This window comes from Pseudomonas sp. TE3728, from assembly GCF_056279145.1.
The window spans coordinates 1,301,268-1,325,551 of sequence record NZ_JBWBQT010000001.1 but is presented as its reverse complement, the minus strand read 5'-3'; the positions used below and the strand labels follow the sequence as shown (position 1 = coordinate 1,325,551).

The 24,284-nt window shown below is 60.6% G+C and carries 17 protein-coding genes, 1 pseudogene and 2 riboswitches; of the genes and pseudogenes, 10 read left to right on the top strand and 8 right to left on the bottom strand.

The features are described from left to right. The first annotated feature begins 468 nt into the window (after positions 1–468). On the top strand, positions 469–1,554 hold the full coding sequence (locus tag ACZ89R_RS05320; protein WP_429546455.1) for an ABC transporter substrate-binding protein: 1,086 nt from the start codon (positions 469–471) through the stop codon (positions 1,552–1,554). Between the two features lie 6 nt (positions 1,555–1,560). Here ACZ89R_RS05320 and ACZ89R_RS05315 read toward each other — a convergent pair whose 3' ends face one another. Both ACZ89R_RS05315 and metH read right to left on the bottom strand, forming a co-directional pair. Then, on the bottom strand, positions 1,561–1,782 hold the full coding sequence (locus ACZ89R_RS05315; RefSeq protein WP_429376125.1) for a DUF2970 domain-containing protein: 222 nt from the start codon (positions 1,780–1,782) through the stop codon (positions 1,561–1,563). Between the two features lie 155 nt (positions 1,783–1,937). Next, complete coding sequence (gene metH / locus ACZ89R_RS05310; protein ID WP_429546456.1) at positions 1,938–5,648, bottom strand: methionine synthase; 3,711 nt, start codon at positions 5,646–5,648, stop codon at positions 1,938–1,940. A 155-nt stretch (positions 5,649–5,803) separates the two neighbouring features. Here metH and ACZ89R_RS05305 point away from each other — a divergent pair, with 155 nt between their 5' ends. Both ACZ89R_RS05305 and nfuA read left to right on the top strand, forming a co-directional pair. Beyond that, the gene (locus ACZ89R_RS05305; RefSeq protein ID WP_429546457.1) at positions 5,804–8,089 is read left to right on the top strand and encodes a fatty acid cis/trans isomerase; all 2,286 of its coding nucleotides are present in this window, start codon (positions 5,804–5,806) and stop codon (positions 8,087–8,089) included. Positions 8,090–8,338: 249 nt separating this feature from the next. After that, positions 8,339–8,923: a Fe-S biogenesis protein NfuA gene (gene nfuA, locus ACZ89R_RS05300; RefSeq protein WP_007941757.1), complete on the top strand. Its 585-nt coding sequence runs from the start codon at positions 8,339–8,341 to the stop codon at positions 8,921–8,923. A 147-nt stretch (positions 8,924–9,070) separates the two neighbouring features. Here the strand turns inward: nfuA and cobM are convergent, their stop codons facing one another. The 4 genes from cobM to ACZ89R_RS05280 all read right to left on the bottom strand — a co-directional run bounded on the left by cobM (position 9,071) and on the right by ACZ89R_RS05280 (position 11,235). Then, positions 9,071–9,817, bottom strand: coding sequence for a precorrin-4 C(11)-methyltransferase (gene cobM, locus ACZ89R_RS05295; protein ID WP_429546458.1), 747 nt, complete (start codon positions 9,815–9,817; stop codon positions 9,071–9,073). Positions 9,818–9,899: 82 nt separating this feature from the next. Next, a complete protein-coding gene (locus ACZ89R_RS05290; protein WP_429546459.1) occupies positions 9,900–10,313 on the bottom strand; it encodes a cobalamin biosynthesis protein in 414 nt (137 codons plus the stop codon). Further along, the gene (locus ACZ89R_RS05285; RefSeq protein ID WP_429546460.1) at positions 10,310–11,017 is read right to left on the bottom strand and encodes a CbtA family protein; all 708 of its coding nucleotides are present in this window, start codon (positions 11,015–11,017) and stop codon (positions 10,310–10,312) included. The genes ACZ89R_RS05290 and ACZ89R_RS05285 overlap by 4 nt, the downstream gene beginning before the upstream one ends. 11 nt (positions 11,018–11,028) lie before the next feature. Beyond that, a complete protein-coding gene (locus tag ACZ89R_RS05280; RefSeq protein WP_063340162.1) occupies positions 11,029–11,235 on the bottom strand; it encodes a CbtB domain-containing protein in 207 nt (68 codons plus the stop codon). A 121-nt stretch (positions 11,236–11,356) separates the two neighbouring features. Beyond that, a riboswitch (cobalamin riboswitch) is annotated at positions 11,357–11,584 on the bottom strand. A gap of 198 nt (positions 11,585–11,782) precedes the next feature. Then, positions 11,783–11,998, top strand: a riboswitch (cobalamin riboswitch). 101 nt (positions 11,999–12,099) lie between these two features. On the opposite strand from ACZ89R_RS05280, the gene cobW reads away from it, so the two are divergent. From cobW to ACZ89R_RS05255, 5 genes are all read left to right on the top strand, one after another. Next, a complete protein-coding gene (gene cobW, locus ACZ89R_RS05275) occupies positions 12,100–13,173 on the top strand; it encodes a cobalamin biosynthesis protein CobW (protein ID WP_429546461.1) in 1,074 nt (357 codons plus the stop codon). A 3-nt stretch (positions 13,174–13,176) separates the two neighbouring features. Beyond that, complete coding sequence (cobN, locus tag ACZ89R_RS05270) at positions 13,177–17,043, top strand: cobaltochelatase subunit CobN (RefSeq protein ID WP_429546462.1); 3,867 nt, start codon at positions 13,177–13,179, stop codon at positions 17,041–17,043. Between the two features lie 149 nt (positions 17,044–17,192). After that, the gene (locus ACZ89R_RS05265; protein ID WP_429546463.1) at positions 17,193–18,200 is read left to right on the top strand and encodes a magnesium chelatase ATPase subunit I; all 1,008 of its coding nucleotides are present in this window, start codon (positions 17,193–17,195) and stop codon (positions 18,198–18,200) included. A 119-nt stretch (positions 18,201–18,319) separates the two neighbouring features. Then, positions 18,320–18,856: a vWA domain-containing protein gene (locus ACZ89R_RS05260; RefSeq protein WP_429546464.1), complete on the top strand. Its 537-nt coding sequence runs from the start codon at positions 18,320–18,322 to the stop codon at positions 18,854–18,856. Between the two features lie 190 nt (positions 18,857–19,046). Next, a complete protein-coding gene (locus ACZ89R_RS05255) occupies positions 19,047–20,693 on the top strand; it encodes a phospholipase D-like domain-containing protein (protein WP_429546465.1) in 1,647 nt (548 codons plus the stop codon). A gap of 122 nt (positions 20,694–20,815) precedes the next feature. Here the strand turns inward: ACZ89R_RS05255 and ACZ89R_RS05250 are convergent, their stop codons facing one another. Next, positions 20,816–22,039 carry an NADH:flavin oxidoreductase/NADH oxidase family protein gene (locus ACZ89R_RS05250; protein WP_429546466.1) on the bottom strand — a complete coding sequence of 408 codons (1,224 nt, stop codon included), beginning with the start codon at positions 22,037–22,039 and terminating at the stop codon, positions 20,816–20,818. Between the two features lie 77 nt (positions 22,040–22,116). On the opposite strand from ACZ89R_RS05250, the gene ACZ89R_RS05245 reads away from it, so the two are divergent. After that, positions 22,117–22,521, top strand: a complete 405-nt coding sequence (locus ACZ89R_RS05245) for a MerR family transcriptional regulator (protein WP_253547962.1) — start codon at positions 22,117–22,119, stop codon at positions 22,519–22,521. A gap of 133 nt (positions 22,522–22,654) precedes the next feature. On the opposite strand, the pseudogene ACZ89R_RS05240 reads toward ACZ89R_RS05245, so the two are convergent. Continuing rightward, positions 22,655–23,086, bottom strand: a pseudogene (locus ACZ89R_RS05240) (thioredoxin family protein); the annotation flags it as partial. A 343-nt stretch (positions 23,087–23,429) separates the two neighbouring features. On the opposite strand from ACZ89R_RS05240, the gene ACZ89R_RS05235 reads away from it, so the two are divergent. Next, positions 23,430–24,278 (top strand): transporter substrate-binding domain-containing protein, encoded by an 849-nt coding sequence (locus ACZ89R_RS05235; protein ID WP_123495018.1) that lies wholly within the window; start codon positions 23,430–23,432, stop codon positions 24,276–24,278. Positions 24,279–24,284: the final 6 nt, after the last annotated feature.

Here is a 24,284-nt window from a genome sequence, read left to right as displayed (position 1 = left end):
GCTTTCATCCGATACAGCCTCGGCAATTCTGCGCGCACGGCCGCGCACTCCCAACGGAGCCGACGCAAGATACCAGTTTGCAGTTATGCGCAAAAGTGATGTTTGAGTATATGCAAAGAACCAAAACGACTAATGAAACTCATGGGGGTAAAACCCACATTTGTGGTGCGGGCAATCATCGTCTTAACTGTGGTCGAGTCTTTATGCAATCACCGATAAAACCGACAAGAGGCGATGCAATGAGCAACCCAACCAAAGCAGGGAAAAGCGATAGCACGGTCGATGCCTGGGCGATTTTGTTCCTGATCATCCTGGTCGTGGGCACAGCGGTGTTCTGGGTCAGCCATCAATAAACGACCCCGTCCGGGCCCGGCGCCGACGATTGTCGGACAAAAGCCGGAATAAGCGCCGTTCCAGAAACTTCGCTGGCTATAATGCGCAGCGGATTTTCGGGGGCTCGGACGTTTAATGTTGAAGTTCATCTGTGGTGTTGTGCTGGCGCTTGGTACGGTCTTGGGACCGTGTGCCCAGGCCGCGTCCGTATTGTTCCTCAATCCCGGGACTACCCAAGAGGTGTTCTGGGTCAGTTACTCGCAGTTCATGCAGGCCGCAGCCAAGGACCTGGGCATGGATTTGCGCATCCAGTATTCCGAGCGAAACGCTGAAACCACACTCAAGCAAGCCCGCGAAGCCCTGCAAGGGCCGAATCGACCGGATTATCTGGTGTTCGTCAACGAACTGTACGTTGCGCCCGAAATCCTGCGTCTGGCTCAAGGCAGCGGTGTGAAGCTGTTTTTGGTCAACAACGGCTTGACCGCAGACCAGATGCGCTTGCTCGGCGCCCAGCCGCAGAAGTATCCCGACTGGTTGGGCAGCCTGGTGCCCAACAATGAGGAGGGCGGCTACTTGATGCTCAAGGAGCTGATTCGCCTGCATCGCCCGGTCGCGCCCGGTCAGGTCATTGATCTCGTGGCCTTCTCCGGCCTGAAGATCACGCCAGCCGCGCAACAGCGCGAGAAGGGCATGATGCGGGCATTGGCCGAACACCCTGAAGTGCGGTTGCGCCAGTTGGTCTATGGCGGCTGGACCCGCGAGCGCGCCTATGAACAGGCCAGGTTATTGTTCAAGCGTTACCCGCAAACGTCGCTGGTCTGGTCGGCCAACGATGAAATGGCCTTTGGTGCCATGCAGGCCTACGCCGAAACGGGCGGCCAACCCGGCAAGGACGCGCTGTTCAGCGCCGTCAATAATTCACCGACTGCGTTACAGGCGCTGTTGGAAGGGCGGTTGAGTGTGCTGATGGGCGGGCACTTCACTCTGGGTGGTTGGGCCTTGGTGCAACTGCATGACTACGATCAGGGGGTGGATGTCAGTCAGTACGGCGGGCGCGACCGGCAGATTCCGTTGTTGCAGCTGATCAATCACGCACAAGCCAAGCGGTTGCTGGCGTTGAGTGCGACTCAGGATTATGGCGTGGATTTCCAGAAGCTCTCCGCCAAGGGGCGGCCGACGTCGTATCGCTACCCGTTCAGCTTGCAAGCCCTGATGCACTGAGCCGGTTCAGATACCCGCCAGGTACACCACCAGTTTGACGATGCCAAACAGCGTCAACGCGAACACTGCCGTGAACAGAATCCCCAACATCACGAAATGACTCGGCTTGCCGTGGGTGAAATCCCGGGCCCGGTTCTTCCCGCTCTGCACCCCAAACGCCGCCGCCAAGACGCTGTGCAGCATCTGCCAGAAAGTCGGTGGCTTGTTGTTGTCGACTGGATCGTCCATAAATCCCCCGTCACGTATATGTGAGAGCTAAGCATAGACAATACACCCGAAACCTGTGGGAGCGTGGCTTGCCCGCGATGGACGCGCCGCGGTCTCACAGGGAAACCGCGTCATCGTTCATCGCGGGCAAGCCACGCTCCCACAGGGGATGGGGGTTAGTTGTCGTAACCCAGGTTCGGCGCCAGCCAACGCTCGGTCACGCTCAACTCCTGGCCTTTGCGCGAGGTGTAGCTCTGCACCTGATCCTTGTCGATCTTGCCCACGGCGAAGTACTGCGCCTGTGGGTGAGCGAAGTACCAGCCGCTGACCGCTGCCGCCGGGAACATGGCGTAGTGCTCGGTGAGGAACACGCCGCTGCGGCCGGCTTTGAGCTCTTCCGCTTCCGGGTCCAGCAGCTTGAACAGCGTGGCTTTCTCGGTGTGATCCGGGCAGGCCGGGTAGCCTGGAGCAGGGCGGATGCCGGTGTATTGCTCTTTGATCAGTGCCTCGTTGTCCAGCGTCTCGTCCTTGGCGTAGCCCCAGTAATCTTTACGCACCTGTTGGTGCAGCCACTCGGCACAGGCCTCGGCCAGGCGGTCGGCCAGGGCCTTGACCATGATCGAGTTGTAGTCGTCGCCCGCATCCTGATAGGCCTTGGCCACTTCTTCGGCGCCGATCCCGGCGGTGGTGATGAAGCCCCCCACGTAGTCGGTCACGCCGCTGTCCTTGGGCGCAACGAAGTCGGCCAGGGAGAAGTTCGGTTTGCCGTCGGTCTTGATGATCTGCTGACGCAAGTGGTGCAGCTTGGCCAATGGCTTTCCGTCATCGCCGTAGACTTCGATGTCATCGTCGCGCACCTGATTGGCCGGCCAGAAACCGAACACCGCACGGGCGCTGATCAGCTTTTCGTCGATCAGTTTGGCAAGCATTTCCCGGGCATCGGCGTACAGCGAGGTGGCGGCTTCACCGACCACTTCGTCCTTGAGGATGCGCGGGAATTTACCGGCCAGGTCCCAGGAGATGAAGAACGGTGTCCAGTCGATGTACTCGGCCAGCACCTTCAGGTCGATGTTGTCCAGCACTTTGGCGCCGGTGAACGTCGGTTTGACAGGTTCGTAGCTGCCCCAGTCGAACTGCGGCTTCTTGGCGATGGCCACCGGGTAGCTCAGGCGTTCGGTACGGGCGCTGCGGTTGGCGGTGCGTTCGCGAACGTCGATGTATTCCAGGCGAGTCTTCTCGACGAAACCGGCCTTCAGCTCCTTGGACAGCAATTGCGTCGCCACGCCGACGGCGCGGGAGGCGTCGGTGACGTAGATCACCGCGTCGTTGCTGTACTTGGGCTCGATCTTCACCGCCGTGTGCGCCTTGGAGGTGGTCGCGCCACCGATCATCAGCGGCAGATGGAAGTCCTGACGCTGCATCTCGCGGGCCACGTGAACCATCTCGTCCAGTGAGGGCGTGATCAAGCCGGACAGGCCGATGATGTCGCATTTCTGTTCTTTGGCGACTTGCAGGATCTTTTCTGCCGGTACCATCACGCCAAGGTCGACGATGTCATAGCCGTTGCAGCCCAGCACCACGCCGACGATGTTCTTGCCGATGTCGTGTACGTCGCCCTTGACCGTGGCCATGAGGATCTTGCCCTTGGCTTCTGGCTTGTCGCCTTTTTCCAGTTCGATGAACGGAATCAAGTGGGCCACGGCCTGCTTCATCACGCGGGCGGATTTCACCACTTGCGGCAGGAACATTTTACCGGCACCGAACAGGTCGCCGACGATGTTCATACCGGACATAAGCGGGCCTTCGATCACTTCGATCGGGCGCGCAAAGGACTGACGCGACTCTTCGGTGTCTTCCACGATGTGGGTGGTGATGCCCTTGACCAGCGCATGCTCCAGACGCTTGTTGACGTCCCAGTTGCGCCACTCTTCGGTCTCGGCTTCCTTGACGCTGCCGTCGCCCTTGTACTTGTCGGCGATGGCGAGGAGGGCGTCGGTGCCTTCCGGGGTGCGGTTGAGGATCACGTCTTCGACGGCGTCGCGCAGCTCGGCAGGGATCTGGTCGTAGATCTCCAGTTGGCCGGCGTTGACGATACCCATGGTCAGGCCATTACGGATCGCATACAGCAGGAACACCGAGTGAATTGCCTCGCGCACCGGGTTGTTGCCACGGAACGAGAACGACACGTTCGACACGCCGCCGGAAGTCAGGGCGTACGGCAGTTCGTCGCGGATGTAGGCGCAGGCGTTGATGAAGTCCACAGCGTAGTTGTTGTGTTCTTCGATACCGGTGGCCACGGCGAAGATGTTCGGGTCGAAGATGATGTCTTCCGGCGGGAAGCCGACGTCGTTGACCAGAATGTCGTAGGAGCGTTTGCAGATTTCTTTCTTGCGCGCTTCGGTGTCGGCCTGGCCAGCTTCGTCGAAGGCCATCACCACCACCGCGGCGCCGTAGCGTTTGCACAGTTTGGCGTGATGAATGAACTGCTCGACGCCTTCTTTCATGCTGATCGAGTTGACGATGCCCTTGCCCTGGATGCACTTGAGGCCGGCTTCGATCACTTCCCATTTGGAGGAGTCGATCATGATCGGCACGCGGGAGATGTCCGGTTCACCAGCAATCAGATTGAGGAAGGTCACCATGGCCTTCTTCGAATCGAGCATCCCTTCGTCCATGTTGATGTCGATCACTTGGGCGCCGGCTTCGACCTGCTGCAGGGCGACTTCCAGGGCTTCGGTGTAATTGTCTTCACGGATCAGACGGGCGAATTTGGCGGAACCGGTGATGTTGGTCCGCTCGCCGACGTTGACGAACAACGAGCTGCGATCAATGGTGAACGGTTCCAGGCCCGACAGGCGGCAGGCCTTGGGAATGTCCGGAATCTCGCGCGGCGCATAGCCGGCCACCGCCTTGGCGATGGCTTCGATGTGGCCCGGCGTGGTGCCGCAGCAGCCGCCGACGATGTTCAGGAAGCCGCTTTGGGCGAATTCTTCGATGACCTTGGCGGTTTGGGCCGGCAGCTCGTCGTACTCGCCGAATTCGTTCGGCAGGCCTGCGTTCGGGTGCGCCGACACGTAGGTGCTGGCCTTGTTCGACAGCTCTTCCAGATACGGGCGCAGTTCACTGGCGCCCAGGGCGCAGTTCAGGCCAACGGAGATCGGCTTGGCGTGAGCCACCGAGTTCCAGAACGCTTCGGTAGTCTGGCCGGAGAGGGTGCGGCCAGAGGCGTCGGTGATGGTGCCGGAGATCATGATCGGCAACTCGACGCCCAACTCTTCGTAAACACCCTGTACAGCGAAGATCGCCGCCTTGGCGTTCAAGGTGTCGAAAATGGTTTCGATCAGGATCAGGTCGGCGCCGCCTTCGATCAGGCCTTTGGTGGCTTCGGTGTAGTTCTCCACCAGCTCATCGAAGGTCACGTTGCGGTAGCCAGGGTTGTTCACGTCCGGCGACAGCGAGCAGGTGCGGCTGGTCGGGCCGAGTACGCCAGCGACGAAACGCGGCTTGTCCGGGTTCTCGAGAGTTTTCGCATCGGCAATCTTGCGGGCCAGGCGAGCGCCTTCTACGTTCAATTCGTAGGCGAGTTCTTCCATGCCGTAATCGGCCATGGAAATCCGGGTGGCGTTGAAGGTGTTGGTTTCCAGTATGTCGGCGCCGGCGTCCAGATAGGCCTTCTCGATGCCGCCAATCACGTCAGGACGCGTCAGCACCAACAGGTCGTTGTTGCCTTTGACATCGCTCGGCCAGTCGGCGAAGCGTTTGCCACGGTAATCCTGCTCCTCGAGCTTGTAGCTCTGGATCATCGTACCCATGCCGCCATCGAGAATCAGGATGCGCTCTTTGAGGGCGTGCTTGAGAGCTTGAAGGCGAACGCTGCGATCGGACATTTGGACTACTCGGTAAGGCCATGACGAAGGGCCGGAATGATAACAAACCTGTGCGCTTTTGGAGCATGTACGGGTTTTGCATGAATATCGTTCATGTTGGTGCGCAGGCCAGACCGGTAGAATCGCGGCGTTTTCTCATGATCAGGACCAGGGATATGTCGTATCGCATCGTCACCAGCCTATTGATGCTGTTTTTAAGCGGGGGCGCTGCTGCGCAAGGTCCGGACATTTCCTACGCCCGGGACATCCAACCGATCTTCACTGAAAAGTGCGTGGCCTGCCATGCCTGCTACGACTCCGCCTGTCAGCTCAATCTGGGCAGTGGTGAAGGGGCGGCCCGAGGTGCAACCAAGGCGCCCGTTTATGATGGCGAACGCAGACAGGCCGCAGCGCCGACCCGGCTGTTTTATGACGCCTTTGGCAAACGCGCCTGGCAGCAAAAAGGCTTTTATTCTGTGCTTGACGCCCAGGGCAGCCAGGCGGCGCTGATGGCGCGCATGCTAGAGCTGGGCCACAAAACCCCGTTGCAACCCAATGCCAGGTTGCCGGAAGACATCGTCCTGGGCCTGAACCGGGAGAATATGTGCGCCAAGCCGGCGGAGTTCGACGGCTATGCCCGTTCTCACCCCAAAGAAGGCATGCCGCTGGCGGTTACCGGTCTGACCGATCAGCAATATCAGACGCTGCAACGCTGGCTCGCCTCTGGTGCGCCAATCGATGAGCAGGGCCTGGTGCCCAGCGCCAGGGAAGCCCTGCAGGTAGTGCAGTGGGAAAACCTGCTCAACGCCCCGGGCGCCCGGGAGAGTCTGGTCGGGCGCTGGTTGTTCGAGCACTGGTTCCTGGCGCACCTCTATTTCAAGGACGGCGAGCCGGGGCATTTCTTTCAGTGGGTACGTTCGCGCACACCGACGGGACAGCCCATTGATTTGATCAACACTCGCCGCCCGAATGACGATCCGGGCACTCAGGTCTACTACCGTTTGTGGCCGGTGCAAGGCGTGATCGTGCACAAGACCCACATCACCTATCCGCTCAGCGCGGCGAAGATGGCGCGGATCAAAAGCCTGTTCTACAGCGGCAACTGGCAGGTCAACGCGCTGCCTGGTTATGGGCCGGAACGACGGGCCAATCCGTTCACGACCTTTGAGGCTATCCCGGCTCAGGCGCGTTACCAGTTCATGCTCGATAATGCCGAATACTTTGTGCGCACCTTTATTCGTGGTCCGGTCTGCCGCGGCCAGATCGCCACCGACGTGATTCGCGACAACTTTTGGGCGTTGTTCCAGGCCCCGGAGCATGACCTCTATATCACCGACCCGAATTATCGCGGCCAGGCCACGCCGCTGCTGGCGATGCCGGGGCAGAACGATGACGTCGGCAGTGTCCTGAGCCTGTGGCACGACTACCGCGACAAACGCAACGAATACGAGGCCCTGCGCCGGGACAGCTATGCCGACTTGCCAGCCCCGAGCTGGTCGACCCTGTGGGCCGGCAACGACAACGCGTTGCTGAGCATCTTCCGGCATTTCGACAGTGCCTCGGTGAACAAAGGGCTGATCGGTGAAGTGCCGCAGACGATGTGGTTGTTCGATTTCCCCTTGCTGGAACGCACGTATTACCAGTTGGCGGTCAACTTCGATGTGTTTGGCAACCTATCTCATCAAGCCCAGACCCGGCTTTACTTCGATCTGATTCGCAATGGTGCCGAGCAGAACTTCCTGCGCTTGATGCCGGCCGATTCACGGGATGGGTATCTCGACGATTGGTATCAGAACGGCGGCCAGCTCAAGATGTGGCTGGATTACGAGTACATCGACAACGACAAACCCACGGCACTGACGCTGGACGAAAAGGACCCGAAACGCGATTTCGCCCTGCAATTGCTGGCCCGGTACGGCGAACTCAACGCCAACCCCGACCCGATCAACCGCTGCGACGGTGCCTACTGCTCGCGGCCGAACATCGATCTGGCCTTGCAGAACGCCGAACAGGCCTTGAGCCGCCTGACTTCACGTCCGTCTGCGGGGCTGAAGGTCATCGATCAATTGCCAGAAGCCACGATGCTGCGCATCGAGACTCAAAGCGGCAAGCGCGGGGTCTATAGCCTGCTGCGCAACCGGGCCCACAGCAACGTGGCGTTCCTGCTGGGTGAGTCGCGGCGCTATCAGCCGGGGCTCGATACGTTGACGATTTATCCGGGTGTACTCAGCAGCTACCCGAACTTCATGTTCAACATTCCGGCCGGCCAAGTGCCCGCTTTCGTTGATGCGATGGAAACCGCGAAGGACGCTGCCAGTTTCGAGAAAATCGTCGAACGCTGGGGCATTCGCCGCAGCCATCCGCAGTTCTGGCAATATTTCCATGATCTGAGTCGCTATATCCACGACACCGACCCGGTGGAAGAGGGCGTGCTGGACATGAACCGCTACGAGAATCTTTGATTGAAGGCCTGAACACGCACCCCCGAACCCTGGCTGAACCCCTGTAGGAGCGAAGCTTGCTCGCGAAAGCGATCTGACATTCAGCATAGATGTCGACTGTTGGACCGCTTTCGCGAGCAAGCTTTGCTCCTACAGGGGGCGACGGTGATCAGATGTTCATCGACAGGCACACTTTCCCGACAAAAATACTAGGACTTTGTCCGGCGCGATGATTGGCGTAAACTGCGTCCAAGCCTGCGAGGAGTTTCCATGACCGCTATTACCATTACCGACGCCGCCCACGATTACCTGGCTGATCTGCTCTCCAAGCAGAACACCCCGGGTATCGGCATCCGCGTCTTTATCACCCAGCCTGGCACCCAGTACGCCGAAACCTGCATTGCCTACTGCAAGCCGGGCGAAGAAAAACCCGAAGACACCGCGCTGGGGCTCAAAAGCTTCACCGCGTACATCGATCACTTCAGCGAAGCCTTCCTGGACGATGCAGTCGTCGACTACGCGACCGACCGCATGGGCGGCCAACTGACCATCAAGGCGCCAAACGCCAAGGTACCGATGGTCAACGCCGACAGCCCGGTCAACGAGCGCATCAACTACTACCTGCAAACCGAAATCAACCCGGGGCTGGCCAGCCACGGCGGTCAGGTCAGCCTGATCGATGTGGTCGAAGACGGCATCGCCGTGCTGAAATTCGGCGGCGGTTGCCAGGGCTGCGGCCAGGCAGACGTCACCTTGAAGGAAGGCATCGAGCGCACCTTGCTTGAGCGTATTCCTGAGCTCAAGGGCGTTCGTGACGTGACCGACCACACGCAGAAAGAAAACGCCTACTACTAAGGTGTTCGCTGCGACATAAAAAAACGGTGCCCGTGAGCACCGTTTTTTTATGGATGAAGCCTTAAAAGATCGCAGCCTTCGGCGGCGCCCACAGGCGCGTAGGAGCTGCCGAAGGCTGCGATCTTTTGATTTTTTAATCTTTTGATCTTATGGGCGATACAAATGCGCATGCCCCGCGCGATACAACGATGATTCACTGAAGTGATCGCTGCCCAACACCCGACCCACCAGAATCAGCGCCGTCCGGCGAAATCCCTTGGCTTGAACCTTCCCGGCAATATCCGCCAGCGTCCCCACCACCCAATCCTGATCCGGCCAGGTCGCCCGATGAATCACCGCGATCGGGCAATCGGCGCCGTAGTGCGGCAGCAATTCAGCAAGGATCTTCTCCAGATGATTGACCCCAAGGTGGATCGCCATGGTCGCCCCATGCTGCGCCAGACTGCCCAGCTCTTCACCGGCCGGCATCGCGGTCTTGTCGGCGTAGCGGGTGAGAATCACGCTTTGTGACACGTCCGGCAGGGTCAGTTCAGCACCCAAAAGCGCCGCGCAGGCGGCGGTGGCGGTGACGCCGGGAATGATTTCGAAAGGGATGTCGAGTTCACGCAGGTAGCGAATCTGCTCGCCAATCGCCCCGTACAGGCTCGGATCGCCGGAGTGCACCCGGGCCACGTCCTGGCCGTTGGCATGGGCGGTCTTGATCAGCTCGATGATCTGTTCCAGGTGCAATTCGGCGCTGTTGACCACCTGTTCGGCCCGGTGGCCCTCCAGCACGGCGGTGGGCACCAGGGAGCCTGCATAGATGATGACCGGGCAGCTACGAATCAGCCGCTGGCCTTTGACGGTGATCAGTTCCGGGTCGCCGGGGCCTGCGCCAATGAAGTAGACGGTCATCGTCGTTTCCTGTCAGAAAAAGGATATGGGCACGCTTCAGATGAAGATTGCTCATGATCGAAGGCGGGGATTATCGGGGATTTTACGCGGCGCAGGCCAATGCGAGGGTGGCCTGGGCGTATTTTTGTCGTGGAATCAGCAACTTTGCCGGTGCTTGAGCCAATTGTTCGGCCAGTGCCAGCGCGGCACTTTCCGCTACGCCGTAACAGCCGGTGCGTTCGAACGCGATGTCCGAGTGGTGGCTGAGTTGCGGTTCATAACCGGCCAATTGTTCGCTGCTGAAATACATCAACGGCAATGCCAGTTGTTCGGCCAGTTCGATCAGGGCGGGTTCTTCGCGCTTCAGGTCAATGCTGGCCAAGGCCTTGATCTCACGGAGCTCGATTTGATGGGCCTGTAACGCCTGATCAAGCAGCGCCCGCAGCGTGCTGACGGGGCAGCCGCGCTGGCAGCCCAGGCCGACCACCAGGGTCGGCGCTGCGCTGACGTCAGTCATGCGGAGTATTGGCCATCGCTTTTGCGGCGGAACAACCAGGCGCTGATCAGGCCCAGGGCCAGCCAGAACGCCATGTTGGTCAGCTGCGAAGCGATTTTGAACTGCGCTTCCAGGGCTTGCGGCGCGAGCATCGAATGGACTTCCGGTTGCGGCGCGCCAATCACATGAGGCACGGCCAGGATCGCCACGCCGAGGATCTTCATCAGCCAGTGGCGGCTGAATGCGATCAGCGCGATGCCGACTGCTGTGGACGCGGCGGTGCCAATCCACCAGATCTGCCGTTGCGCCAGATCCGCCGCGGCAGTGCCCGGCAGCTCAGGTGGCAGGCCGAGGGTAGGCGCCAGCACGAACGTCGCGTAACCGGCCAGACCCCAGAGCAGGCCCTGAGAGGTACGGCGTGGAGCGCGCAAGGTGTAGAGGCCCGCGAGCATCAGGGCGAAACCCACCGCCACCACCAGATTGCCGCCGGTGGTCGACAGCACGCGCTGCCAGCCGTCTTCTGGCTCCCAGGCTTCGGCATCGTGGGTGTGAGCGGTGACAGCACCCGCGGCGTGCTCGTGGATTTCAACCGCGGCCGGCTCGGATTTTTCGTAGGTCTCGGCCTGCAGAATCAGCGGAGCCACCCAGAAGCTTTGCAGCAGGGTCAGCAGCAGGGCGGCCAGCAGCCCGGCGAAACCTGCGGTTTGCGCAATACGCTTGATCATGTCAGCAGGTCTCAATGGCACGGGAATGCGGCGCTGTGACGGGTATCGTGCGCGGCGTTGTGTACCGCTTCGATGTGCGAGAAACCGGCGAAATACACAAGGCTGGCGCCAAGAATCGACGCACAAAAAGCGGCGGTCAGGCGTTGGCTCAGGGTAGTGGTGGTGCTGATCGTGCTCTTTTTATCGGTGTTGCTGGCGGTGCTGCTGATGATCGACATGGCGCTTCCCTCTGGTCTGTCAGCGGGTGAATAGAGCGCATGAAAACCTCCGTACGCCGGGGCACGCAGAGATTTCGAACAGCGCCCGCCCACCGCGGGTTTGTTATTCAGTGAACGTAAAAGTCACTTTGTGTTGCGGGCCGGTCTCCGGGCTCGCGAGGGGCAGGGCTTGTGCCCAAACCTGCAAGCATCACCTTCCCATGCCGTATGACGGGCACAGTGGATTTGACGCTTCACTCGCTTACCGTTGCGGGGGCAGCACCGGACTGACATGGCTTTAGAGTAAAGCACATGATCCACCGGTTTCCCGTTTCACCCTGTGAAGGGCACCCGTAACAAGGCGTGTAGGAGAGCATGGGCGGGGGTTGGGCGTCAATTGGCAAGGGTTCTCACTTGGATGCCCGCTGCTGACTGGCTCTTTGTAGGAGCTGCCGAAGGCTGCGATCTTTTGATGTTGCTTTCAAAAACAAGATCAAAAGATTGCAGCCTTCGGCAGCTCCTACAGGGGGGCGGCGTGCTCAGTGATTGACCCGCCCCCACACGATGCGTAGCCTTGCGCTTTCGAGGTTCTTCGGCGTCTGCCGAAGCTAAGAAGGGAACGCGGTCGATGCCGCGGCTGCCCCCGCAACTGTGAACGGTGATGTTCGCTGCCACGCCACTGCAAGCCCTGATCCATCAGGTTCGCGGGAAGGCGCAGCGAATGCCAGGCTGACTCGCCCGGCACACCGTCAGCCAGGAGACCTGCCTCGATACAGATTCTCACTACAACCGGGCGGGGTGATCCGGTGGCGGAACTCTTGCGCGCGTGCATCCGCCGCTGCGATTGTCGTCCCGTATGCCCGCCACCTTGCCAAAGGGCATCCGATGAAAACACTGGCCAAACTCCCTGTCACCATCGTTACCGGCTTCCTCGGCTCGGGCAAAACCACCTTGCTGCGCCACATGCTCGACAACGCCCAGGGCCGTCGCATCGCGGTGATCGTCAACGAGTTCGGCGAGCTGGGCATCGACGGCGAAATCCTTAAGCAGTGCTCGATCGGTTGTACCGAAGAAGAAGCCAACGGCCGCGTCTACGAACTGGCCAACGGCTGCCTGTGCTGCACGGTTCAGGAAGAATTCTTCCCGGTGATGCGCGAACTGGTGGCTCGTCGCGGCGACCTCGACCACATTCTGATCGAAACTTCGGGTCTGGCCCTGCCAAAACCTTTGGTTCAAGCCTTCCAGTGGCCAGAAATCCGCAGCGCCTGCACCGTTGACGCGGTGATCACCGTGGTCGACAGCCCGGCCGTCGCTGCTGGCACCTTCGCTGCGTTCCCGGACCAGGTCGATGCCCAGCGCAAACTCGACCCGAACCTGGACCACGAATCGCCGCTGCATGAGCTGTTCGCCGACCAACTGGCCAGCGCCGATCTGGTGATCCTCAACAAGGCCGACCTGATCAGCGCCGCAGACCTGGCCCGCGTGCGCCTGGAAGTCGCCGAAGAACTTCCGCCCGCGGTGAAAGTCATCGAAGCCAGCAGTGGTCGTCTGCCACTGGACGTGCTGATCGGTCTCGGTGCCGGTTCTGAAGAACACATCGACAGCCGCCACAGCCATCACGATCATCACCACGAAGGTGAAGACGGCCATCACGATGAGCATGACCACGACGCATTCGATTCCATCTCGATTGAGCTGCCACAAGCCGACGAAAGCCTGCTGATGGACGCGCTGACTCAATTGGTGGTCCAGCACGGCATCCTACGGGTCAAAGGTTTTGCAGCGGTGCCAAACAAGCCGATGCGCCTGCTGATCCAGGGCGTGGGCACGCGTTTCGACAAGCACTTCGACCGTCAGTGGGGCGCTGAAGAAGCGCGCACCACCCGTCTGGTGTTGATCGGTCAGGATCTGGACGCCGCTGCGCTCGAAGCGCAATTGCGCGCTGCGCTCAGCGTTTAAACCATGCACCTGCTCAGGACTCAGCCCGGCGGTTTCGTGTCGGATGACAACATTGCCGACCTTGGACAAACCCCCGCCGAGCTGGTGATCCTGTGCAGCGGCGATTCCAGCCTGGCATTGCTCGCCGAAGCGGCGCAGCAGTTGCCCGACGATTACCCGAGCCTGCGCCTGGCCAATCCGATGCAGGTACAGAATCACGCCTCGGTCGATCTCTACGTCGACGAAGTGCTGCGCCACGCCAAGGTGATTCTGATCTCGCTGCACGGCGGCATCGCCTATTGGCGTTACGGCATTGAGCGGCTGGTGGAATTGTCCGAGCGCGGTGTGCAGCTGATTCTGGTGCCGGGGGACGATCGCCCGGACCCGGAACTCAGTGACCTGAGCACCGTAACCGCGCAAGACCGCGACCGGCTCTGGCACTTCCTGCGTCAGGGCGGCATGGCCAACGCACTCGACCTGTTTCGCTGCCTCGCCAATCGCTGGTTGGATCGCGACTACTCATGGTCCGAGCCGCAAACCCTGCCACGCACCGCGATTTACCATCCGCACAAAAGCCCCGCTGAGCTGAGCGATTGGCAAGCCGACTGGCAAGCTGATCAGCCGGTGGCGGCGGTGCTGTTTTACCGCTCGCATTTGCAGGCGGCAAACACCGGTTTCATCGATATTTTCTGCCAGCGTTTGCAGGCGGCGGGGTTGAACCCATTGCCGATTGCGCTGGCCAGTTTGAAAGAGCCCGGCTGCCTGACGGTGGTTGAGGACATGCTGGATGAAGTCGAGGCGGGGGTGATTCTCAACACCACCGGTTTCGCCCAGTCCAGCCCCGAAGCGCCGCACCTGCGGCCGTTTCGCCGCAATATTCCGGTGATCCAGGCGATCTGTGCCCAGGACAATGAACCCGGTTGGCGCGCCAGCGAACAAGGCCTCGGTCCCCGCGACCTGGCGATGCACATCGCACTGCCGGAGCTGGACGGGCGGATCATCAGCCGGCCGATCAGTTTCAAGGACCTGGCCTGGCGCAGTGAGCGCAGTCAGTCAGACGTGGTCTGCTACCGGCCGCAACCTGAGCGCATGGATTTTGTCGCCGAACTGGCCCGGCGCTGGATCGATCTGGCGCGGGTGCCCAACGGCGAAAAACGCATCGCCCTGATCCTCGCCAACTACCCGACTCGCGATGGGCGTATCGGCAACGGCGTCGGCCTCGATACTCCGGCTGCGGCGTTGAACATCCTTCGAGCGCTGCACGCTGAAGGTTATCCGCTACCGGTTGAATTGCCGGACAGCGGCACCGCGCTGATCCAGCAATTGCTCGGCGGCGTCAGCAACGACCTCGATACCCTCGATCAGCGTCCCTGTCATCAAAGCCTCGCGCTGGACGACTACAACCTGATGTTCAACGCGCTGCCCGAGGCCAATCGCCAAGCCGTGCTGGAGCGCTGGGGCGCGCCCGAAAGCGATCCAATGTTCCGTGGCGGACGAATGATGATTGCTGGTCTGCGCTTCGGCCTGACCTTCGTCGGCATTCAACCGGCCCGGGGTTATCAGGTTGACCCGAGCGCGGTCTATCACGACCCCGACCTGGTGCCGCCTCACGGTTATCTGGCGTTCTACTTCTGGTTGCGCAACACCTACGGCGCTCACGGCGTGATCCATGTGGGCAAGCACGGCAACCTCGAATGGCTGCCGGGCAAGGGCGTCGGGTTGTCGGAAAACTGCTGGCCGGATGCGTTGCTCGGGCCGCTGCCGAACATCTATCCGTTCATCGTCAACGACCCGGGCGAGGGCGCCCAGGCCAAACGCCGCACTCAAGCGGTGATCATTGATCACCTGATGCCGCCGCTGACCCGCGCCGAAACCTACGGCCCGCTGCGCAATCTCGAATTGTTGGCCGACGAATATTACGAAGCGCAATTGCTCGATCCGCGCCGCGCCCGGGAACTGCAGCGCGATATTCTGCAACTGGTGCGCGACACGCACATCGACCGCGAACTGCAACTGGACGAGAAACTCGACAGCGATGCCGATGCGGCGATCTGGTTGCCGCGCCTGGACACGTACCTGTGCGACTTGAAGGAGTCGCAGATCCGCGACGGCCTGCACGTGTTTGGCGAGTCGCCAGTGGGGCGGTTGCGCATCGACACCTTATTGGCCTTGCTGCGTATTCCGCGGGGCGATGGTCGTGGGGCGCAATCGAGTTTGTTGCGGGCGCTGGCCAAGGCGTTTGCGTTGGGGTTTGATCCGCTGGATTGCGTTTTGGCCGAGCCATGGAGCGGGCCGCGTCCCGTGGAACTGCAATCGCTTAACGATGAACCCTGGCGCACCGCCGGGGATACCCGTGAACGCCTGGAGTTGTTCGCCACTCAACTGATTTCACACACGTTAGACCAGTCTCAAGCCCAACCCGGCCCCTGTGGGAGCGGGCTTGCTCGCGAAAACGGAGTGCCAGTCGACATTGATTTGCCTGACACACCGCTTTCGCGAGCAAGCCCGCTCCCACAGGAGGGTGATTGGTCGGAAGTGAGTGCGATCATCAACAGCCTGCGCGAAGTCGTTGCCCCACGTCTGGACGCCTGCGGCCCGGCGGAAATGCGCGGCCTGCTGGACGCCCTCAGTGGTCGATTCGTCCCCGCCGGGCCTAGCGGCGCGCCGAGTCGCGGCCGTCTGGACGTGCTGCCTACCGGGCGCAATTTCTATTCGGTGGATGTGCGCAACCTGCCGACCACCACCGCGTGGCGCATCGGTTTTCAGTCCGCGAACCTGATTCTTGAGCGTCACTTACAGGACCACGGCGATCACTTGCGGCAGCTCGGTCTGTCGGTTTGGGGCACCGCGACCATGCGCACCGGCGGCGATGACATCGCCCAGGCCATGGCGCTGATGGGCGTGCGTCCGGTCTGGGCGACTGGCAGCCAGCGGGTCGACGATTTCGAGATTCTGCCGTTGAGTTTGCTGGACCGTCCACGGGTGGACGTGACCTTGCGCGTCTCCGGATTTTTCCGCGATGCCTTTGCCAACCTGATCCGGCTGTTCGACGCCGCCGTGCAAGCGGTCGCCGCACTGGATGAGCCGGACGATCTCAACCCGTTGGCGGCCAAGGTCCGCGCCGAGCGGCAAGCGTTGCTGGAATCCGGTCTGGATGAAGACGCTGCGCGGCGGCAGGCCGGCTGGCGCATCTTCGGGGCCAAACCGGGTGCTTACGGAGCAGGCGTGCAGGGCGCCATCGACGGTCGTCTGTGGCAAAGCCGTGAAGATTTGGCCGAGGTTTACCTGAACTGGGGCGGCTACGCTTACGGCGGCTCTGACGAAGGCACCGCCGCCCGCGAACAGTTCGCCCAGCGTCTGAGCCAGGTGCAGGCGGTGCTGCAAAACCAGGACAACCGTGAACACGACTTGCTCGATTCCAACGACTATTACCAGTTCCAGGGAGGCATGCTGGCAGCCGTCGAAAGCCTCAGCGGTGAAGCGGCGGCCAGTTACCATGGCGACCACAGTCAGCCGGACTTGCCGAAGATCCGCACGTTGAAGGAAGAGCTGAACCGGGTGATCCGTTCTCGGGCGGCCAATCCGAAATGGATCGACGGGGTCAAGCGTCATGGCTATAAAGGCGCGTTCGAACTGGCGGCGACGGTCGATAACCTGTTTGCCTTCGACGCCACCACGCAGTTGATCGACGATCACCAATATGCGTTGCTGGCGGACGCCTATTTGCTCGATCCAGCGACCCGGGAGTTTGTCCGCGAGCACAATCCCCATGCCTTGCGCGACATGACCGAACGCATGCTGGAAGCGCAGCAGCGGGGGCTGTGGAAAGAGCCGGGCGAGTACCGCGAGGCGCTGGAGAATTTGTTGCTGGACATAGAAGAAGACACCTGACGCGCCGCAAACCCCTGTGGGAGCGAGCCTGCTCGCGATAGCGGTCGACCAGTCAATATTGATGTCGATTGATCCACCGCTATCGCGAGCAGGCTCACTCCCACAAGGTACAAAGTGTGCCTGCTACCGACCATGACCGAGTATTGAACATGACCGACACCCCCCATTTCCCGCTCTCCGCCGTGGTCGGCGCCGATGACTTGAAGCTCGCGTTATACCTGACCGCCATCGACCCTAAAATCGGTGGCGTGCTGATCGAGGGCCCGCGCGGCATGGCCAAATCGACCCTGGCCCGAGGCTTGGCGGACCTGTTGGCCAGCGGTCAATTCGTCACCTTGCCCCTGGGCGCCACCGAAGAACGGCTGGTGGGCACCCTCGATCTCGACGCAGCCCTGAGCGAGGGGCGCGCACAGTTTTCCCCCGGCGTACTGGCCAAGGCCGACGGCGGCGTGTTGTATGTCGATGAAGTCAATCTGTTGCCCGATCACCTCGTGGACTTGCTGCTCGACGTGGCCGCCAGCGGCAACAACCTGATCGAGCGCGACGGGATTTCCCATCGGCATTCGGCGAAGTTTGTGCTGATCGGCACCATGAACCCGGAAGAGGGCGAACTGCGTCCGCAATTGCTCGACCGCTTTGGCCTGAACGTCGCCCTCAGTGGCCACACCGCACCCGTCGAGCGCGGTCAGATCATTCGTCGCCGACTGGATTTCGACAGCGACCCGCAAGGGTTCTGCGCCGAGTGGGAAAGCCAGCAACACGCACTGCGCGAGCGCTGCCAAAAGGCGCGTTCGGCACTGGCGAGCATTCCCCTCGACGATGCCGCGCTGGCGCAGATAACCGAGCGCTGCTTCGCTGCCGGCGTCGATGGCCTGCGGGCCGATCTGGTCTGGCTACGTGCAGCTCGGGCTCATGCCGCCTGGCGCGGAGCGAATGCCATTGGCGAAGAAGATATCGACGCGGTCGCCGAGTTTGCCTTGCGCCATCGTCGTCGCGAACACTCGCCACCGGCGCCGCACCAATCACCCGCAGCGCAGCCGCCTTCCAATCAGAACGCCAACCCGAGCGAAGGTCAGGGCCAGTGGGGCGAAATGCCCGCCCAGGCGCTGCCGGTCGGCGCTCGACGTGAAGTGCCGAGCTGGCCAAAAAAGCCCTAGGCATTCGCCCTCGATCGGACGCGGGGGCGAATGCCAGACCCCGCGCAGGACGGCTGGATCACGGTAAACAGGGCAAGCGTCACGCAGCCCTGAGCGGATCGATCAATTGGCCCGGCACCTTGCTCAATGGCCGACCGCGTCAACGCGACGATGTGCTGTTTCACCTGCGCACCCGCAGCCCTCATGAATTATGGCTGGTGATCGTCGATGCCTCGGCCTCGACCCGACGTCATCAAGCGTTGAGCGATGCCAAGGGCTTGTTGGCGCAACTGTTCGACGATGCCTATCGACAGCGTGCGCGCCTGGCGTTGCTGACCGCCAGTGGTCATGTGCCGAAGTGGCAGGTGCAAGGGTTGAAAGCCTCCGCTGGCTTGCGCGACTGGCTCGACGGGCTTGGGGCTGGCGGCGGTACGCCGATGCTGGCGGCGTTGGGCGAGGCAGGGCGCTGGCTGGCGGCTCGGCAGAAGCGTTTTCCGGCAGAGCAGCAACGGCTGCTGTTGGTGACGGATGGACGGCTGAAGGAATGGTCAATGTTGCCGGCGCTGGAGTGTCCAGGGCTGCTGATCGACATTGAGCGCGGGCCGATTCGACTTGGCCGGGCTAAAGTGTTGGCGGCTCAACTGCAAACGTATTATCAGCATATTGATGAGCTGTAGCAGGGCGAAAAGATCGCAGCCTTCGGCAGCTCCTACAGGGAGCGGGTACATCCGCAAATGATGGGTGAATCGCGGGTACATCCGCGAATGATTGGCGCACATGCGGGTACATCCGCGAATGGCGGGTGTGCCACAATCGGTGTAGGAGCTGCCGAAGGCTGCGATCTTTTGATCTTCACAGGAGTGACCCATGCGCGTTCTAGCCCGCAACGATCAGGACGATTTCCGCGTCAAAGCCTACGCTGGCACCAACGGCGTGTTGCTGGCGATCGACTTGGCCGAACCCCGCCGTAAAGGCCTGCTGGGTTTCGCCATCGAAAAACAGCAAGGCAGCAAACCCTGGCTGTTTCTGTTCAACAGCCTGACTTTCCCCGGCAAGACTCATACGTTCCCCCAGTTTCATGCCACCCCTAGCGATGCCGCACCGTTGCAGAAATTTCGCTGGGCCGATTACGCGGTCAATCCGGGTGTGACGATCCATTATCGGGTTCACCTGGCCTACGGCACTGCCGATGCGCCGCAGCTGGGTGAGTTTCTGGAAGTGACGCTCACCACCGACAATGGCCTTCCAGCGGGCCAGAATGTCATCTTCAACCGGGCGGTGGCCGCGAGTCAGGCCTTCCAGCGCAAATTCGCCGACCTCGATGCGCTGCTCAGCGCCAACAAAAAGCTGCCCATCGAAGAATGGCCCGACGCTCCGCGGCAATGGTTGGAAAACGGTCTGCTCACACGCTTGCTGGGGTTCATCGAACGGGCCGAGGATGGCCGGTGGGCGCTGGACATCGCGATCTATGAGTACCAGCTGAAGGTGATCGTCGATGCGGTGAACGCTGCGTTTGAGCGCGGCGTAAAGGTTCGGGTCCTGTACCACGCCCAACCGGACGAAGACACCACGGCGCTGAACGAAGCCAGCCTGGAAAAAATTCCGGCGGCGAACAAGCGCGGGCGGGTCACTCACAATATTTTTCACAACAAGTTCATGGTCCTGAGCCGGCTCGACGCAGCGGGGCAGCATCAGCCCGAAGCTGTGCTCTGTGGCAGCACCAACTTCACTCCCAACGGTGTTTATCGTCAGGCCAACGTGGTGCATGTGCTGGACGACGCCCGGATCGGCGCCAGTTATCTGCAAACCTTCGAGCAGGTCTGGGCCGACCCGACGGATGTCGGCGCCACACGGGAATGGCTCACGGAAAACAATCCGATGCAGCCGGAGCAGGCACTGTTCGCCGGCTTCTCACCGCGCTCGGGCCAGGGCGACTTGCGTGAGTTCGTCGACATCATCAACGCCGCCAAAAAAGACCTGCTGTTTGTCACCGCGTTTGCCTTGCCGGACGAAGTGCTCAACGCGTTGCTCGGCCTGCCCCACGACGATGTTTTGCGTTACGGCCTGCAAAACACCGTCAGCAGCATCACCGGTTTCCACGCTGATCGCACCGCTCAATTTGCCGCCACCGCGTTGCTCAATACTGGCTTGGAAGGCTGGCTCAAGGAAAACATGAAAGGCCAGAAGGGCAGACTGCTGGTGCACACCAAAGCCATCGTTGTCGACTTCACCAGCGATGCACCGACGATCATCAGCGGCAGCCACAACCTGAGTGAGGCGGCCAGTAACGGCAATGACGAGAATTACCTGATCATCCGTGGCGACACCGACCTGGCCGATCGATACGGGCTGGAACTGCTGCGCTTTTACGAGCATTACCGGTTCCGCTACTTCGCAAAAAAGCTGGCGCTCAAGCAGGTCAGACCGTTGGCTGCGAACGACAGCTGGACTGATGATTATTACCGCGAAGGCGATCTGCGCATGTTGTCGCGGTTGCGTTTTGCCGGACGATAAACAGTCTGGCGGGCTTCCTGTGGGAGCGAGCCTGCTCGCGATAGCGGTAGATCAGTCAACATAAATGTTGAATGTAAGGCCCTCATCGCGAGCAGGCTCGCTCCCACAGGTTTGATCTTCGGTTATTTGCCCATCGCCTGGCGGTACTGACGGGTACGTCGAGCGATGTACAACTGATCGAGGATCAATGCCCATACCGCCGAAACCTGCGGCCTAGGCTTGCGCCCGCGGCTCAATCGATGGAGCTGAAACTTCACCACGGCCATATTCGCCAGCGCCGCCAGAGGTTTGCGTTTCCAGCGAATCGGCGGCAACTGTGGGTGACTGTTCTGGCCTTCACGCCAGCGTTTGACCAGGTTCGGTTCGATGGCCATGGCCGTGCCAATACCGGCCATGGCGATACCGCTGTCGAGCACTTGTTCGACGATCGCCAACCGCCGTATTCCACCGGTCACCATCACCGGCATGTTCGCCACACTGGCCAGTTCACCGGCCATTTCCAGAAAATACGCTTCTCGCGCCAGGGTCCGACCGTCGCGCGCTTCGCCTTGCATGGCCGGGGCTTCGTAGCTGCCACCGGAGAGTTCCAGCAAATCGATTTGCTGGTCGTTGAGCCACTGGATCACTTGCCGGGCATCATCGGCGTCGAAACCGCCGCGCTGGAAGTCCGCGGAATTGAGCTTCACCGCTACGCAAAACTGCGGCGATACCAACTTGCGAACAGCGCTGAGCACTTCCAGCAGCAGGCGCGCGCGATTTTCCAGAGAACCGCCCCAGCGGTCGGTGCGGCGATTGGTCAATGGCGAGAGAAACTGGCTGATCAGATACCCGTGCGCGGCATGGATCTGCACCCCGGTGAAACCGGCCTTTTCCGCCAGGGCGGCGCTGGTGGCGAAGCGTTGAATGACCTCTGCAATGTCGTTCTCGCTCATGGGTGTGGGTTCGGCAAACATCTTCGAAAACCCGCCCAGATCCAGCGCGACCGCCGAAGGTGCCCAGGCTTGCTGGCCGAGGTTGGCCATGGTCTGGCGGCCGGGATGATTGAGTTGCACCCAGAACTGCGCGCCACCGGCCCGGCCGATGGTTGCCCACTGACGAAAGCGTTCCAGGTCTCGCTCGTCTTCCAGCACCACGCCACCGGGGCCGGTCATGGCGCGGCGGTCGATCATCACGTTGCCGGTCAGCAACAACCCGGCTTCGCCGTCGGCCCAGGCTTGATACAGCCGAAACAACTCGCCGGAAGGCGCCTGCCCGGTATCGGCGAGGTTCTCTTCCATCGCGGCTTTGGCGATACGATTGCCGATGGTCTGGCCGTTGGGCAAATTCAACGCTTGGAAGGGCGACATGCTTGACTCCTCATCAGTGAAGCGTGGAGGCTAAGCTTAAAGTTAACTTTAATGTCAAGCGTGCAAACGAGGCCGTGATGAAGATTGGTGAATTGGCGCAACAAAGCGGGTTGAACGCCTCGCGCATTCGTTTTTACGAGGCCCAGGGGCTGATCCGTCAGGTCGAGCGGCAGGCCAACGGCTATCGGCGTTACCCGCCGCAAGTGTTGCAAACCCTGAAAATCATCCAGTGCGCCCAACAGGCCGGTTTCACCCTCGAAGAGCTGAAGTTGCTGCTACCGGATGCCACGACGGGTGAGGTCAATCACGACGAACTGGTGGCGAGCCTTGGGCGCAAGGTCGAACAGATCGAAGCGATGCAACTGCACCTGGCCCAGAGCAAGGCGCAGTTGCTGGAGGTGATCGAGAATATCCAGGCGCGACCCGAGGGCATGGGGTGCGGTGCGAATGCCGAGAGGGTGCTGGCGTCGCTCAAGCATTAGCGCCAATGCCGGAAAATTAAGACGCATAACCTGTGGGAGCGTGGCTTGCCCGCGAAGAACGATGACGCGTAGTACCTGAAAAACCGCGGTGTACTCTTCGCGGGCAAGCCACGCTCCCACAGGGGACTGCGTCTCGTCGGCTCAACAGCTCCCGCGCCCGAGGCGCGGTGCATAAAGTGCTGAGGGTTTTCTGCAACCACGGCAAGTCATGGTGAGGTTTGCGGGCAACCTGTTTGGGCCTGAGCTTGCCGATGTGTTTTTTGAAATTTTCTTCCAGGGTTTCCCGGGTTCCGATTCCCTTGAGCTTCTTCAGCAGCTTCCCCTCCTTGTAGAACAACACAGTGGGCGTGCCGGTGACATCCGGATGCCTGGGGGACTCGCTCGTACTCAGCATGTAGACCTGCGCGTGATCCTTATACTGCTCGGCAATCGTGCGGAAAACCGGCTCGGCCATTTCGCAGGCGTAACAGTTTTTATTGCCGAAATACAGAATGACCGGGCGCCAGGTTTTCAGGGCTTTGCGATAGGCTGGAGCCAGCGTTGATGGGTGAGTCATTGAACTCATTGAAATCTCCTTTTCAAAAGACTATCGAAGGCCTGTTGACGTTAAAGGAGGCAAGCAGGTGGGTCTACTGTCAGAAATTACAGGTAGGGCTCTGCTTCATTTTGAATCGCTATGGCTTCAGATGTGGTGCAAGTACTCGAGCGTTGTGTCCCACGGTAGCGTTCTCTTATTTGTGCGTTTCGTAACGCCTTCCTCGCGCTCACGCGCATCCATCTGATTCAAAACACTTTCCAGACTCCCCGAGATTCCGCCCACAACCTGTGGCACACTTTCTGCTGTATATTCCGTTGTTACATACCTACTTCCGGTATAACGGAATAAACATCACCCTGGAGTGCTTGCCATGCATCGCCGACCTTCGTTGTTTAAAGCGTGTGTTTTTCTGTTCGCGGCTTCGGCCGCTGTCATGGGTGTCGCCCAAGCGGCAGATAGCAAGCTCGATAGCGTGCTGGCCCGTGGGAAGTTGATCGTGGGCACGGGCAGTACCAATGCGCCGTGGCACTTCCAGGGCGCGGATGGCAAGTTGCAGGGCTTCGATATTGATATCGCGCGCATGGTGGCCAAAGGGTTGTTCAACGACCCGAGCAAGGTCGAGTTCGTGGTGCAGTCTTCCGATGCGCGGATTCCGAATCTGCTGACCGACAAGGTCGACATGAGTTGCCAGTTCATTACCGTGACCGCCAGCCGCGCACAGCAAGTGGCGTTCACCCTGCCGTACTACCGCGAAGGCGTCGGCCTGTTGTTGCCGGCCAACAGCAAGTACAAGGAAATCGACGACCTGAAGGCCGCCGGCGATGGCGTTATCGTGGCGGTGCTGCAGAACGTGTACGCCGAGGAACTGGTGCATCAGGCGCTGCCCAAGGCCAAGGTCGATCAATACGACAGCGTGGATTTGATGTATCAGGCTGTGAACTCCGGCCGTGCCGACGCGGCGGCCACCGATCAGTCGTCGGTGAAATACCTGATGGTGCAGAACCCTGGTCGCTATCGCAGCCCGGCTTATGCCTGGAGCCCGCAAACCTACTCCTGTGCAGTCAAGCGCGGCGATCAGGACTGGTTGAACTTCGTTAACACCGTCCTGCATGAAGGCATGACCGGTGTTGAGTTCCCGACTTACGCGGCGTCGTTCAAGCAGTGGTTCGGTGTCGACCTCCCTACACCTGCAATCGGTTTCCCCGCTGAATTCAAATGATCCCGT

What these genes read in the sequence shown, in the direction of transcription:
- ACZ89R_RS05320 (WP_429546455.1), top strand. Translation starts at nt 469, where the DNA reads ATGTTGAAGTTCATCTGTGGTGTTGTGCTGGCGCTTGGTACGGTCTTG.
- ACZ89R_RS05315 (WP_429376125.1), bottom strand. Translation starts at nt 1,782, where the DNA reads ATGGACGATCCAGTCGACAACAACAAGCCACCGACTTTCTGGCAGATG.
- metH (WP_429546456.1), bottom strand. Translation starts at nt 5,648, where the DNA reads ATGTCCGATCGCAGCGTTCGCCTTCAAGCTCTCAAGCACGCCCTCAAA.
- ACZ89R_RS05305 (WP_429546457.1), top strand. Translation starts at nt 5,804, where the DNA reads ATGTCGTATCGCATCGTCACCAGCCTATTGATGCTGTTTTTAAGCGGG.
- nfuA (WP_007941757.1), top strand. Translation starts at nt 8,339, where the DNA reads ATGACCGCTATTACCATTACCGACGCCGCCCACGATTACCTGGCTGAT.
- cobM (WP_429546458.1), bottom strand. Translation starts at nt 9,817, where the DNA reads ATGACCGTCTACTTCATTGGCGCAGGCCCCGGCGACCCGGAACTGATC.
- ACZ89R_RS05290 (WP_429546459.1), bottom strand. Translation starts at nt 10,313, where the DNA reads ATGACTGACGTCAGCGCAGCGCCGACCCTGGTGGTCGGCCTGGGCTGC.
- ACZ89R_RS05285 (WP_429546460.1), bottom strand. Translation starts at nt 11,017, where the DNA reads ATGATCAAGCGTATTGCGCAAACCGCAGGTTTCGCCGGGCTGCTGGCC.
- ACZ89R_RS05280 (WP_063340162.1), bottom strand. Translation starts at nt 11,235, where the DNA reads ATGTCGATCATCAGCAGCACCGCCAGCAACACCGATAAAAAGAGCACG.
- cobW (WP_429546461.1), top strand. Translation starts at nt 12,100, where the DNA reads ATGAAAACACTGGCCAAACTCCCTGTCACCATCGTTACCGGCTTCCTC.
- cobN (WP_429546462.1), top strand. Translation starts at nt 13,177, where the DNA reads ATGCACCTGCTCAGGACTCAGCCCGGCGGTTTCGTGTCGGATGACAAC.
- ACZ89R_RS05265 (WP_429546463.1), top strand. Translation starts at nt 17,193, where the DNA reads ATGACCGACACCCCCCATTTCCCGCTCTCCGCCGTGGTCGGCGCCGAT.
- ACZ89R_RS05255 (WP_429546465.1), top strand. Translation starts at nt 19,047, where the DNA reads ATGCGCGTTCTAGCCCGCAACGATCAGGACGATTTCCGCGTCAAAGCC.
- ACZ89R_RS05250 (WP_429546466.1), bottom strand. Translation starts at nt 22,039, where the DNA reads ATGTCGCCCTTCCAAGCGTTGAATTTGCCCAACGGCCAGACCATCGGC.
- ACZ89R_RS05245 (WP_253547962.1), top strand. Translation starts at nt 22,117, where the DNA reads ATGAAGATTGGTGAATTGGCGCAACAAAGCGGGTTGAACGCCTCGCGC.
- ACZ89R_RS05235 (WP_123495018.1), top strand. Translation starts at nt 23,430, where the DNA reads ATGCATCGCCGACCTTCGTTGTTTAAAGCGTGTGTTTTTCTGTTCGCG.